The organism is Actinospineispora eucalypti (assembly GCF_039543365.1).
In the GTDB taxonomy this organism is placed as follows: Bacteria; Actinomycetota; Actinomycetes; order Mycobacteriales; family Pseudonocardiaceae; genus Pseudonocardia; species Pseudonocardia eucalypti.
On sequence record NZ_BAABJP010000008.1, the window covers coordinates 284,347 to 296,783 of the forward strand.

Here is a 12,437-nt window from a genome sequence, read left to right on the forward strand (position 1 = left end):
ACTTGGATGTGTCTAGTCGAATAACGAACGGGCCGTCCCGGCCCGCAGCATCGCGCGGTCCTCCTCCGGCAGGGCGGCCTCGGAGACCCGCAGCAGCTCGTAGTCCCGGTCGAAGTGCGGGCTGCCGCCGGCATAGAGGAACCGGTGCGCCCCGTACTCCCGGGCCACCGACTCGATGAAGTCCTGCCGGTACACCCCGGTGGTGGTGAGCAGCAGGTTCTCGCACCGGCGCAGCGCCAGCCGGGCGTCGGTCTGCCCGAGCCCGCTGATGTTGAACTGGCCGCCGTTGGTCAGCACGAAGCGGAGCCCCGGATACCGGCCGGCCACGTCGGCCACCTGCAGCGGCTCGGACACCCACGGGTACCCGGCCGCGACCACCACCGGCCGGCCGAACTCCGCACACACCCGGAGCACCGGCTCCACCCGGGGATCGTTGATCTGGAAGACCTCCTCCCAGGGGTGCAGGAACAGCCCGCGCAGGCCCAGCGAGCCGAAACAGCGCCGCAGCTCGGCGGCGGCGTCCGGGCGGTTCGGGTCGACCCTGGCCAGCCCGCGCAGCACCGCCAGGTGTTCCCCGGCCAGCGCGGCCACCGCGTCGTTGCCCGCCTCCAGCCGGTACTCCGGCGGCCGGGCGCACACGACCACCGTGGTGGAGATGCCGGCCCGGGCCGCGCCCGCGAGGACATCCTCCGGGCGCTGCGTCACACCGAACAGGTTGGGCCCGACGAAGGCGAGCGCGTCGACGGTGTCCATCAGGCGTCCACCCCGGCCAGCAGCCGCCGCATGTTGTCGCCGAGCACGGCCCGTTGCGCCGAGTCGTCCAGGCCGGCCGCCAGCACCTTGCGGACCTCCAGGCGCGGCGGGCAGCCGGGACCGTCGCTGCCGTAGATCACCCGCTCCGCGCCGACCCGGCGGACCGCCTCGGCGATCGCCGCCGGGTAGGGCATCGCGGAGGTCTCCAGCACGATGTTGGGCAGCCGCTGCGCCACCTCGATCGCCTCCCGGACGTGGAAGAACCCGCCCATGTGGCCGAGGATGATCGTCGCTTCGGGCACCCGCCGGGCCGCCTCGGCGATGGCCAGCGGCGTGGTCATCGGCTCGTCCCCGCAGTGGAACAGCACCGGCGCGTTCCTCGCCGCGGCCAGCTCGAGCACCCGCACGGTGGCGTCGCTGGCCGGATGGTCCAGCGTGCCGACCGGGTGCAGCTTGACCCCCTTGACGCCCAGCGAGCCGATGGCCCGGTCGATGATCCCCGGCATGTCCTCGGTGTACCAGGGATGCACCCGGACGAACCCGATGAGCCGGTCCGGGTAGTGCGCCACCACGCCGGCCAGGTAGTCCAGTGCGCCCGGGTTGAACCCGGGATACTCGGTATAGGTCATTACGACCGCCTGCCGCACCCCGGCCTCGTCGAGCAGGGCGATCAGCTTGTCCGGCGGGTCGATCCAGCCCAGCGCCGGCACCTCGTCCACGTGCGTGTGCCCGTCCAGGATGTCGGCCACCGGCGCGCTCACGGGTGCTCCCCTCGGTCGGCCGCCCGCAGCGCGGCGGCGATGGCGTGCAGCGCCAGTCCCTGGCCCCACAGCTGCGGGCGGTCGTCGCGGATCACCGAGTACCCGAAGGGCACCAGCTGCAACACCGTGCCCGCGCTGGTCCGGGCGAGCGTCCCGTCCGGCTCGACGTAGGCCAGCGCGCCGCGCACCGCCAGCCAGCCGGCCTCCGCCACCCCGACCGGAAGGCTGGGTAGCACCGCACCGGCGCGCAGCATGGCCGCGCCGATCCCGGCGGCCGCCGAGGTCTCCACCAGGCCCGCGACCTCGGGATGGTCGTCAACCAGGACGCTCCACACGCCATGCCCGGGCTGCCGCCGGGCCAGCGCGATGAGCTGGGCGGCCAGGTTCCGCCGCACCCGGTCGACCTCGGCGTCCAGCCCCTCGGCCAACTCGGCGGCCGGCCCGGCGACCAGCTCGAGGAACTCCACCGCGGCCAGCGCGGCCCACGCGTTCGCCCGCCCCCAGTAGCACCGGATCACCTCGCCGCGGTGTGAGCCGTGCGCGTACAGGCCAGTGACCGGATCGCGCAGTACGTCGGCGTGCCGCAGCAGCTGCTCGGCGAATGCGCGCAGCGGCTCCGGATCGCCCAGCGCCACCGCGGCCCGGCCGAGGAACACCCCGGCCATGAACACGGTGTCCGCCCACACCCCGCCCGGCCAGTGCTCCAGTGCGCCGGCGCGGTCCCGGGTCACCGCGCCGGGCCGGTCCAACCAGGTCACCAGCGTCTTCAGCACCCGTTGTGCCTCGGCCGACTGGACCGGCACCATGGCCAGCGCGGTACCCGGCGCCAGGTGGTTGACGTGGTCGACCCGGATCCCCCGCGCCACCTGGCCCGCCAGCCACTGCAGCACCGGGGGTGGGAACCGCTCCCCGCGCGCCTCGGCCAGCCGGACCAGGCCGAGCAGGCACACTCCTTCGCCCCAGAACCAGTCCGGCAGGCCCATCCCCCAGGTGCCGGCCGTGACCCGGTCGCCCAGCGCGAGCAGCGCGTCCCTGGTCAGCCCGTCGGCCGGCAGGGGCGCGCGCGGCGGTGCGGCGAGCCGCGCGTTGGTCAGGTCCTCACCCGCCATCGGACGCCCCCGACGTCGGTTCCAGGCGCCGGCCCGCGACCAGGTCCAGCACCAGCCGGTGTCCGCCCCAGCTCGCCTCCAGGCGCTCCGCGCCGCCCGGCAGGCGCACGGCCGGGTTGTCCAGGTGCGGTGGGTGCTCCGGCCGGCCGTCCTCGTCCAGCCCGTCCGGCACGCCGTCCACCAGGAACGGACCCGTCCAGGACAGCTCCAGCCGCCGTCCGTCCGGCACGTCCAAGACCACTTCCTCCTCGGTGAACCCGGGGGCAACCAGCGAGCCGACGAACGAGGCGAACCCGCCGTGCACCGCCCGCCGGCCGACCAGCACCGCGTAGCAGCGGCCGCCTCCCGCCGCCAGCCAGGCCTGGCCAGCCTCCTCCCCCGCCCGCACCGGGGTGAAGCCGCCCCGGGCGGCGACCGCGACGTACCCGTCGGCCACGCGGCCGGCCAGCCATGGCCCGGCCCGAGCGGTCTCGTCCATCAGCGGTGCGGGGAACCACAGCCGGCTGGTGCCCGAACCGTAGACCACCAGCAACGCGTCGCGGTGCTGGTGCACCCTGGGCAGCACCCGTTGCCCGGCCCAGGCGTTCGGCCGGGCGGACGGGCTGGTGGTGTCGGCGGCCGGCTGGCCGGCGAACACCTGCACCTCCGGGCCGAGGGTGGCACCCCAGACGTGCTCCTGCAGCCCGGGCAGCCCGGCCCTGTAGTCCTGCACGCTGGACAACATGGCATCCGGCGTGCGCCATATTCGCAGGTCGGATCCGTACGGCCGGTCCAGCAGGTCATGCTTCGGCCGATACGACCCCCGGTACACCTGCCGCCCTTCCCAGGCGGCAGGCAGCTCGGTGGCCACCGCGCGAACCACCGGCGGCAGCCGGTAGCGGCGGGCCAGCGCGAGCGCGGTCGCCGGCAGCACCGCCGCGTTGAGCGACCCGGTGCCCCAGAGCAGCCACATGATCGGTGCGGTCTCCTCGAACCGGGAGGAGCGCAGGGTGGGCACGTAAGACCGGCCGTGCGCGGCGCCGTGCACCCCGCGCCACCCGTTGGCGGCCAGCGTGAGCAGCAACTTGTCCAGCAGAGCCTCGGCCAGCTCCCGCACCGGGGCATCGGCGGCCAGCTCGACCAGCGACACCAGGGCCAGCGAGTCGATCGCCAGATAGGCGTTCGAGTCGAACTCGCTGAACCCGCCGGCCAGCTTGCGCCGCATCCACTCGACCGCGAGCTCGCGGCCGTGCTCGGCGTGCCGGGCTCCGGTCCAGCCGCTGTTCGGGAACACCTCGTCCGGGTACGCCTCGCCGGCCAGCAGCTCGGCGGTGTGCCAGACCAGTTGGTGGTTCTCGGTGAAATAGCACATGGCGTCCAGGCCGGGCTGGTCGATCCAGTACTTGAAGCCGCGCAGGGCCGCGCCCACCCGCTCCCGGGCGCCGGCCGGCCACCGGTCCGCCGGAACACGGTGCAGCAGGTGCAGCAGCCCGACCGCCTCGAAGTCCGCGCAGTCCGCCCTGGTGGTGACCATGCCCAGCGCGGGGTCCAGGTCGTCGCCGGCCAGGCCGGGTTCGTCCAGCGCGTGCCGGGCCAGCGCCCTGGCCACGCCGGGCTGCCCGGTCGCCACGTGCCGCAGCAGTTCGGCCCGCCACACCGCCGGATCCGCGCCGACCGGTTCGGCCCGCCGGTGCGCGGGCAACGCGGCTACCCGCAGCGTGCGCCGCACCGGGCAGCGGGGGTCGTCCAGGCGCACGGTCAGCTCGGTCTCGCCCGTGGTCAGCATGGACGCGCTCGGCCCGGCGGCGGGATCGGCCGGACCGGCCGGCGGCTCCGCGGTGGGATCCACCCGGCCGGACGACAGTTCCGCCGTGGGATCCGCGGGCTCGGACGGCGGCTCGGCCGGGGGGAGCTCCGACCCGGTCAGCTCGGCCAGCGGGAGCTCCGCGGTCCCGTCCACCAGCCGCACCCGCTTCGGCGGGCCGTCCGGCGCCGCCACGCACAGCGCCGCGCCGACCGGACCGGTCAGCCGCACGATGCCGTCCGGCAGCGCCCACGAACGCACCCCGACCCGGTCGAGCACCCGCTCGGCCAGCGCCGAGGCGTACTCGTCGGCCCCGGGCGAGGGCAGCACCACACGCACCGGCGGACCGTCCGCCACCCGTACCGAGGCCACGTGCCGGCACTCCCGGAAGGCCACCTGCCAGGTGCTCAGCACCAGCCGGGTCGCGCCGGAGCGCGGCGATACCGAGACCGCGTGCCGCACCGGTTGCATGTAGGAGACGTCGTCGTGCACCGCGACCAGCTCGTCCCCCAGCCACAGGGCGAACGGCCCGGTGGAGGCCACCTCGAGGGTGCGCGGCTCGGACTGGTCCACCTCGAGCAGACAGGCCGCCACCGCGTGCCGGTACTCCGGGGTATGGCAGAACCGGCTCCAGTCCACCAGGCCGTCCCGGCCGGTGCGCACCCGCCGCCACCGGCCGGCGTCCTCCCGGTGCTTGCCCGGCGCCACCCAGGTGAAGGCGCCGCCCTCCACCACCTCGGGCAGGCGTTGGTCCAGGACCAGCGGGCGCTGGGCGTGCAGCGCGCGTTTCACCGGAGCCACGTCCGGGCCGTTGGTGAGCATCCAGCGGCCGTGCTCACCCCACGGCGAGCCGGCCGCCTCCAGCACGCCGGCCAGGTCGTCGCACGGCGCGGACCAGGCCGGACCCACCAACCAGTCCCGTAGGTAGCCGCCGCCGTCCAGGGCGTGCACCGTCCGGCCGGTGGGCCCGAACGCCATCCGTGTCCTCCTATCTCAGGCCGGTCCGCGCGATGCCGGCGATGATCTGTCGTTGCAGCACCAGGAAGATCAGCAGCACCGGCACGATAGACAACACCGACATAGCCAGCACCAGGTGGAACGGCACCACCAACTGCCCGGAGAACCGGGCCAGCGCCACCGGCAGGGTGTACGTGGAGTCGTCCTGGGCGACGATCAGCGGCCAGAGGAAGTCGTTCCAGCGCCAGATCACCGAGAAGATGGCCAGCACCGCCAGCGCCGGACGGCACAACGGCAGCACGATCCGCCAGAACACGCGGAACTCCCCCGCGCCGTCGATCCGCGCCGCCTCGATCAGGTCGTCCGGCAGCCCCAGCATGTACTGGCGCAGCAGGAACACCCCGGTCGGCGTGGCCGCCGCCGGAATGATCATGCCCCACAGGGAGTTCACCAGACCCAGCGAGGACACCACCTGGAACACCGGCAGGAAGATCACCTGCAGCGGGATCATGATGGTCGCCAGGCTGACCAGGAACAGGGTGTCCCGGCCCCGGAAGTTGTACTTGGCCAGCGCGAACGCGGCCATCGAGTTCACCGTCAGCGTGAGCACCGTCGCCGCGACGGTGACGATCGCGCTGTTCAGGAAGTAGTGGCCGAACTCGAAGGAGGTGAGCGCCTCGGTGTAGTTGTCCAGGCTCGGGTCGCGGGGCAACGGGCTCGGCGGCCGCTGGGCCAGCTCCGTCGGCGACTTGAGCGAGGACAGGGCCGCCCACACGATGGGCGCCAGCACCACCAGCGCGCCGGCCAGCAGCACGGTGGTGCGCAGCACGTCGCCGGTGCCCGGGGCTCGGCGGCCACCGACCGAGGTCCAGCCCTTCACATGACCTCCCGGCGGCGTCCGAGCAGGTAGTTGGCCAGAGTCACGCCGAGCACGGTCACGAACAGCACCACCCCGGCCGCACTGGCCAGCCCGTAGCGGATCGGGGACTGGAACGAGGAGTCGTAGATGTACTGCACGATCAACGTGGTGGCGCCCAACGGCCCTCCGCCGGTGAGCGTGTAGATGTAGTCGAACGCCTGGAACCCGTGGATGGTGGCCAGCACCACGACCACCAGGGTGGTCGGCCGCAGCAGCGGCAGGGTGATGGACCGGACCTGCTGCCAGCCACTGGCGCCGTCGATCCGGGCGGCCTCGTACAGGCCGGCGTCGATGCCTTGAAGCCCGGCCAGCTGGATCAATGCGTAAAAGCCCAGCTGCGCCCACAGGCCGACGCCGATGATCACCACCATGGCCAGCCGGCCGTCCAACAACCAGCCCGGCCGACCCAGCCCCAACTCGGAGAGCACGGCGTTGACCAGGCCGTTCTGCCGCTCCAGGGCCAGCGACCAGATCAGCCCGGCGACCACCGGGGAGACCACGAACGGCACGAAGTACGCCGCGCGGAACGCCCCGGCCGCCCGCCGCTGCGCGTGCAGCAGCAGGGCCAGCGCGGTGGACGCCACGGTGGTCAGCAACACCAGGCTCACCACGAACACCGCGGTCTGCCCGGCCACCCGCCAGAACTCCGCCGATTCGGCCAGCTCCGCGTAGTTGCCCGCGCCGACCGGGCGGAAGGTGCGGCCGTTCGAGCTGTCGTAGCGGCTGATGTTGAACCCGTTGATCGCCGGCCAGATGGTGAACAGCGCGAAGAGCACCATGTTGGGCAGCACGAACAGGTACGGCGCGATCCGGTGCCGGTTCACGAGCCCACCTTGGCGAGCAGCTCGGCCACCCCGGCCTGGACGTTCCGCACCGCGTCCGGCACGTCCTGGCCGCCCACCAGCAGCCGGCCGAACTCCCGCACCAGCAGCTTCGCCGACACGTCGAACACCGGGCTGCCGTTGGCCAGATAGGTGTCCCGTGGCGTTCGGTTGACCTCGGCCAGGAAGACCGCCATGTCCGCCTCCCGCGCCGGGTAGCGGATGCCGGCGGCCAGCAGGTCCTTCCGGGTGGGCAGCCAGAACGCCTGCTCGTCCAGGGCGCGCTGGGCCTCGGCGCTGTTCATCCAGTCGGCGAAGTAGGCGCCGAGCGCCGGGTTCGGCGCGCCGGAGAAGACGATCAGATACTTCCCGCCGGGGAACCCGCCGCAACGCTCCGCGCACGCGTTCGGCGCCGCCGCCCAGTTGAACTTCGCGGTCTTCGCCAGCTGGCCGACCTGCCAGTTCCCGGACAGGTACACCGGCACCCGCTGGGCCAGAAACAGCTCGTTCGCCCCCTTGTACCGGCTGCCCGACTCCAGCCAGAAGTCGCTCAGCAGGCCGCCCGACCGGGCCAGCCGGTTCAGCATGTCCAGCGCCCGGCCGGCCTTCTCCGGGTCCATCCCGGACCGTCCGTCGGGGCCCATCATGGTGGTCCCGTAGGCGCTCAGCACGCTGGAGAGCCGGTGGCCGGACTTGTCGATGGCGATCGCCGACTCCATCCGGTTGGCCCGCTGCACCTTCGTCGCGGCGGCAACCAGCTCGTCCCAGGTCCACGGCTTGTCCACCGGCGGGACCGGCACGCCGGCGCGGGCGAAGGCGTCCACGTTCACCAGCGGGCCGTTCATGGACAGGTCGCTGGGCACCGCCGGCATACGCCCGTCGGCGGTCTGCGAGGCCAGCGCCGTGCCCTCCACGAACCGGTCCGGGTAGTGCGCGCCGAAGTAGCCCTTGAGGTCGACCAGCGCATCCGCGTAGGGCCGCCAGTTGTTCACCCGGGCAACCCCGGGCGGCTGGCCGCTGTTGATCCGCCCCTGCAGGGTCTGCTCGAGATCGCCGAACGGCACGATCTGCAGGTTCACCCGCGCGCCGGTCTCCCGTTCGAACCGCGCCAGCTGGGCTCGCGTCGCGGCCTCGTCGGGCCCGTCGGTGAAGTACACATAGTCCAGCGACTGGCCGCGGAAGCTGGCCGGATCGATCGGCCCCGGCGGCACCGGCGGCTGCTCCAGCGGGCCGGGCGCGCAGGCGGTGAGCACGAGCAGGCAAGCGGCGGCCAGCCACGCCCGTCGATGCGCCCGCACACGGTTGATCCTGACAGCGATCTCCCGCTGGGGAAAGCGTTTCTCGCGCTGCCGGTTCCGAAGGTCGCCTGGACGGCCGCGGCGGGCCGGTCCGCCGGTCCGCGCAACCGAGCCCAAGTGTCAGGACACCGAGAGCACCTCGGCGGCGACGCGGAGGAACCCGGCCACCCTCGGGTCCGGATCGTCACGCCGGCTGACCAGCGCGGACTCCAGGGGCGGCAGGTCGGTGAGCGGGCGGTATGTGATCTCCGGCTGGCCGAAGAAGTCGTCGAACGACGGCACCGTCGGGTGGACGACCTTCCCCCGGGCGACCAGCGAGGCGACCTCGTACGGCTTCACCGGGCTGTTGGGGATCCGTTGAAGCGGCCGCCCGCCGGCGGTGGCGGCCGGCACGAACGCCCGCATGATGCTGCGCGGCACGCCGAAGCACTCGGTGACCCGGTAGTCCGCCACGTCCTCCAGGGTGACCGAGGCCCGCGCGGCCAGCGGATGGGTCCGGGCCACCGCGAGCACCCGGGGCTCGCGGGTCAGCACCGGGCCGACGGCCAGGTCGGCGGCGACCAGCGGCAGCCGGATGGCCAGCAGCCGGACCTCCCCCCGGCGCAGTGCGTCCAGCGGATCGGTGCCGTGGCTGATCTCGCTGACCTGCACCTCGCAGTCCGGGTGCGCCGCCTCGAACCGGGCGATGATCGCGTTCAGGTGCGGGCCGGCCGAGCACGGCTCGAAGGTGCCCAGGCGCAGCGTGCCGCCGGTGTCGGGGCTCGCCTGCAGCGCCTCGGCCAGCTGTCGGTACGCCCCGCCGACCCGCTCGCGAAACCGCTCGCCGAGCGGGGTGAGCGAGACCCGGCGGCTGGTCCGGTGCAGCAGCTGGCCGCCCACCTTGCCCTCCAGCTGGCGCAGGCTCTGGCTCACCCGCGACTGGGTGAGGCCCAACTTCTCGGCGGCGCGCCCGAAGTGCAGCTCCTCGGCCAGGGCGAGGAACACCCGGATCTCGCGCAACTCCACCGACTCCCACATCGATGAGCGATGCTACTCGCTGGGATCACCGATCGACCGTTGATCAGACCCGACCCGTCCGCGAGGCTGGCGCAATGCTGCCCCGGTCCCTGTTCGGCCTGCTCGCCGCCGCCCTGCTGTGCTCGGCCTGCTCCGGCACCGCCACCACCGCCGCCCCGCCCACGCCCGAGGAGCCGGTCGGACGGTTCGCCTCGCCCAACCCGGGCTCGGTCAACACCTACTGGCTGCGCGTGCCCCAGGGCCTGCTGGTGTTCGACACCGGGCGGAACGTGGCCGGCGGTCACCAGGCGGCGGCGGAGATCAAGCGCACCGGCCGCCCGGTGGTGGCCATCCTGCTCACCCACCCGCACCCGGACCACGTCGGCGGGGCGGGCGCACTGCGCGAGGAGTTCCCGAACGTGCCGATCTACGCCTCCGAGGCCACCGCCGCCTGGATGCGCGCGGACCCGCTGGGCTTCTACCCGCTGGCCAAACAGGCCGACCCGGACTTCCCGGCCCAGCTCACCCACCCGGACCGCACGTTCGCGGCCGGACAGCCGCTGGACCTGGGTGGCGTACGTCTGGAGACCGCCCAGTTCGACCCGGGCGAGTCGGAGACCGCGACCGCGTACTACGAGCCGGCCAGCCGCGCGCTGTTCGCCGGCGACCTCGTCGGGGACCGGGTCACGCCCGCGCTGCTGGAGGGTCACACCTGCGGCTGGCTGACCAACCTGGACCGGCTGGCCCAGCGCTTCCCGGACGCCGACACCGGCTACCCCGGGCACGGCGCGCCCGGCAGGGCGGCGGCGCAGATCACCGCACAGCGCGCCTACCTGCGCGACTTCCGGGCCCTGGTTCGCCCGGCGACGGCACCCACCTCGCCGGCCGGCGCCCGGCTGGACCCGGCCGAGCAGCGCGACATCCTGGCCGAGCTGGAGCGCCGCTACCCGGGCTACCCGAGGGTGGCCTCGTTGCCCAACCTGCAGGAGCTGAACGTGGCCTCGGTCGCGCGCGAGCTGTCCGCCGAGAACCCGGACAACTCACCCCCGGCCTGCCGCTGAGCCGTTCAGCGCAGCGCCTGCGCTCCGATGACGGACAGCAGTTGCAGCTTCTCGTAGCTCGCACTGCCGGGAACGGCGGTGTAGACGATCAGGAGATGCGACTGGTTCGGATCGAGCAGCGTCTGGCAGGTCAGCTCCAACGCCCCGACCTCCGGGTGGACGAAGTTTTTCACGTCGTTGGGCCGGATGCCGACCTCGTGGTCGTTCCACACCCGACGGAACTCCTCGCTCTGGGCCAGCAGCAGCTCGGCGTAGTGGGCCGCGCGGGAACCGGGACCCCGCAGGGTGGCCACCCCGCGCAGGCCCGAGGCGAACATCCGGGTGAGGAACGGGTGGTCTTCGGGGGCGTAGAGCTGACGCGTGGCGGGGTCGGTGAACCATCGGTAGCCGATGCTGCGGGCCGGGCCGCTGTAGGCGGTCAGGTCGCCGGTGAGCGCCACGCCGAGCGGGGTCTGCCGCAGGGTCTCGCCGAGCTCGGTGACGATCTCAGCGGGAGTGTCGTGCAGGCGGTCGAGGATGCGCAGCAGGCCGGGGCTGATGTGCTCGCTGTCCGCGCCCCGCCGGGGCGGGGCCTGCCCGGCCAGCAGGAACAGGTGATCCCGCTCATCCAGGGAGAGGTGGAGTCCCTGCGCGATCGAGGCGATCATCTGCTCGGACGGCTGGGGGCCGCGCTCCCGCTCCAGCCGCGCGTAGTAGTCGGTCGACATGTGGCACAGCGCGGCCACCTCCTCCCGCCGCAGCCCGCTGGTCCGGCGGCGGCGCCCGCGCGGGAGGCCGACGTCCTCGGGTTGCAGCGACTCCCGGCGGCGCCGGAGGAACTCCGCCAGTCCGGTCCGATCGATCACCGTGCGCGCCTCCTTCGACGCTCTTTTCTACCGCGCGCGCATCCCCACAGCCACGGATCGAGCGGTCCTGGATAACGGCCGCGTCCTCCACGACGGTGGGCCCATGGCACGCAAACCCCTCGACATCGCCGTCCCCGACCTGTCCGGCCGGCGCGCCGTCGTCACCGGAGCGAGCGACGGCATCGGGCTCGGCCTCGCCACCAGGCTGGCCGCCGCCGGGGCCGAAGTGCTCCTGCCCGTTCGCAACCCGGGCAAGGGCGCGGCCGCGCTCACCGCGATCCGCCGGGCGGCCCCGCACGCGGACGTGTCGCTCCGCGAGCTCGACCTGTCCTCGCTCGCCTCCCTCGCCGCCCTCGGCAAGACCCTGCGCGGGGAAGGCCGGCCGATCCACATCCTGGTCAACAACGCCGGCGTCATGACCCCGCCCGACCGGCAGACCACCGCCGATGGGTTCGAGCTCCAGTTCGGCACCAACCACCTCGGCCATTTCGCCCTGGTGGCCCACCTGCTGCCGCTGCTGCGCACCGGCAACGCCCGGGTGACGTCACAGGTCAGCGTGGCGGCGAACCAGGGCGCCATCAACTGGGAGGACCTGAACTGGGAACGCGCCTACAACGGGATGAAGGCCTACCGCCAGTCGAAGATCGCGTTCGGGCTGTTCGGCCTCGAACTCGACCGGCGCAGCCGCGCCCAGGGTTGGGGGATCACCAGCAACCTCGCCCACCCCGGGGTCGTTCCGACGAACCTGCTCGCCGCCCGACCCGAGGTCGGACGCGACCGGGACACGATGGCCGTGCGCATGATCCGGGCACTGTCCGCCCGCGGCATCTTGTTCGGGACGGTCCACACCGCGCAACTGCCGGCGCTCTACGCCGCCACCTCCCCCGACGCCGAACGTGGCGGGTTCTACGGGCCGCGCGGACCCGGGCACCTGGGCGGCCCGCCCGGCCGGCAGAAGCTTTACTCACCCCTTCGCGGCACCGAGCAGGCCCAGCGCATCTGGCGGGTCTCCGAACAGCTCACGAAGGTTCCCTTCCCCGACAGCTGAGTCAGGACCGGCTCGCCTGGGCGAGCAGGCGCAACGCGTGCGCGGACGGCGAGCCGGCCGGCCCAGCGCGTTCCGCGCTCGGTAAT

11 protein-coding genes are annotated in these 12,437 nt (G+C 73.4%); 2 read left to right on the plus strand and 9 right to left on the minus strand.

Annotated features, from left to right (window positions below):
• Window positions 1-12 precede the first annotated feature (12 nt).
• From ABEB12_RS12315 to ABEB12_RS12350, 8 genes are all read right to left on the minus strand, one after another.
• Window positions 13-753, minus strand: a complete 741-nt coding sequence (locus ABEB12_RS12315) for an amidohydrolase family protein (protein WP_185061706.1) — start codon at window positions 751-753, stop codon at window positions 13-15.
• Complete coding sequence (locus ABEB12_RS12320) at window positions 753-1,514, minus strand: amidohydrolase family protein (RefSeq protein WP_185061705.1); 762 nt, start codon at window positions 1,512-1,514, stop codon at window positions 753-755. Before ABEB12_RS12320 ends, ABEB12_RS12315 begins: the two co-directional genes overlap by 1 nt.
• Window positions 1,511-2,623 (minus strand): glycoside hydrolase family 88 protein, encoded by a 1,113-nt coding sequence (locus ABEB12_RS12325; protein WP_185061704.1) that lies wholly within the window; start codon window positions 2,621-2,623, stop codon window positions 1,511-1,513. Before ABEB12_RS12325 ends, ABEB12_RS12320 begins: the two co-directional genes overlap by 4 nt.
• Entirely contained in the window at window positions 2,613-5,384 is a 2,772-nt protein-coding gene (locus tag ABEB12_RS12330; protein WP_185061703.1) for a hypothetical protein, read from the minus strand. The genes ABEB12_RS12325 and ABEB12_RS12330 overlap by 11 nt, the downstream gene beginning before the upstream one ends.
• Window positions 5,385-5,394: 10 nt before the next feature.
• On the minus strand, window positions 5,395-6,243 hold the full coding sequence (locus tag ABEB12_RS12335; RefSeq protein ID WP_345702765.1) for a carbohydrate ABC transporter permease: 849 nt from the start codon (window positions 6,241-6,243) through the stop codon (window positions 5,395-5,397).
• The gene (locus ABEB12_RS12340) at window positions 6,240-7,106 is read right to left on the minus strand and encodes an ABC transporter permease subunit (RefSeq protein WP_221498150.1); all 867 of its coding nucleotides are present in this window, start codon (window positions 7,104-7,106) and stop codon (window positions 6,240-6,242) included. The genes ABEB12_RS12335 and ABEB12_RS12340 overlap by 4 nt, the downstream gene beginning before the upstream one ends.
• On the minus strand, window positions 7,103-8,401 hold the full coding sequence (locus ABEB12_RS12345; RefSeq protein WP_185061702.1) for an extracellular solute-binding protein: 1,299 nt from the start codon (window positions 8,399-8,401) through the stop codon (window positions 7,103-7,105). The genes ABEB12_RS12340 and ABEB12_RS12345 overlap by 4 nt, the downstream gene beginning before the upstream one ends.
• Window positions 8,402-8,521: 120 nt before the next feature.
• Window positions 8,522-9,418, minus strand: coding sequence for a LysR family transcriptional regulator (locus ABEB12_RS12350; protein ID WP_185061701.1), 897 nt, complete (start codon window positions 9,416-9,418; stop codon window positions 8,522-8,524).
• Between the two features lie 74 nt (window positions 9,419-9,492).
• On the opposite strand from ABEB12_RS12350, the gene ABEB12_RS12355 reads away from it, so the two are divergent.
• Window positions 9,493-10,458, plus strand: coding sequence for an MBL fold metallo-hydrolase (locus ABEB12_RS12355; protein WP_185061700.1), 966 nt, complete (start codon window positions 9,493-9,495; stop codon window positions 10,456-10,458).
• Window positions 10,459-10,463: 5 nt separating this feature from the next.
• On the opposite strand, the gene ABEB12_RS12360 is transcribed toward ABEB12_RS12355, so the two are convergent.
• Window positions 10,464-11,303, minus strand: coding sequence for an MmyB family transcriptional regulator (locus ABEB12_RS12360; protein WP_185061699.1), 840 nt, complete (start codon window positions 11,301-11,303; stop codon window positions 10,464-10,466).
• Window positions 11,304-11,406: 103 nt separating this feature from the next.
• On the opposite strand from ABEB12_RS12360, the gene ABEB12_RS12365 reads away from it, so the two are divergent.
• Window positions 11,407-12,351, plus strand: a complete 945-nt coding sequence (locus tag ABEB12_RS12365) for an SDR family oxidoreductase (RefSeq protein WP_185061698.1) — start codon at window positions 11,407-11,409, stop codon at window positions 12,349-12,351.
• Window positions 12,352-12,437 lie beyond the last annotated feature (86 nt).

Excerpts from the sequence above, each read along its gene's own strand:
- ABEB12_RS12315 (WP_185061706.1), bottom strand. The coding sequence starts at position 753 with ATGGACACCGTCGACGCGCTCGCCTTCGTCGGGCCCAACCTGTTCGGT.
- ABEB12_RS12325 (WP_185061704.1), bottom strand. The coding sequence starts at position 2,623 with ATGGCGGGTGAGGACCTGACCAACGCGCGGCTCGCCGCACCGCCGCGC.
- ABEB12_RS12330 (WP_185061703.1), bottom strand. The coding sequence starts at position 5,384 with ATGGCGTTCGGGCCCACCGGCCGGACGGTGCACGCCCTGGACGGCGGC.
- ABEB12_RS12350 (WP_185061701.1), bottom strand. The coding sequence starts at position 9,418 with ATGTGGGAGTCGGTGGAGTTGCGCGAGATCCGGGTGTTCCTCGCCCTG.
- ABEB12_RS12355 (WP_185061700.1), top strand. The coding sequence starts at position 9,493 with ATGCTGCCCCGGTCCCTGTTCGGCCTGCTCGCCGCCGCCCTGCTGTGC.
- ABEB12_RS12365 (WP_185061698.1), top strand. The coding sequence starts at position 11,407 with ATGGCACGCAAACCCCTCGACATCGCCGTCCCCGACCTGTCCGGCCGG.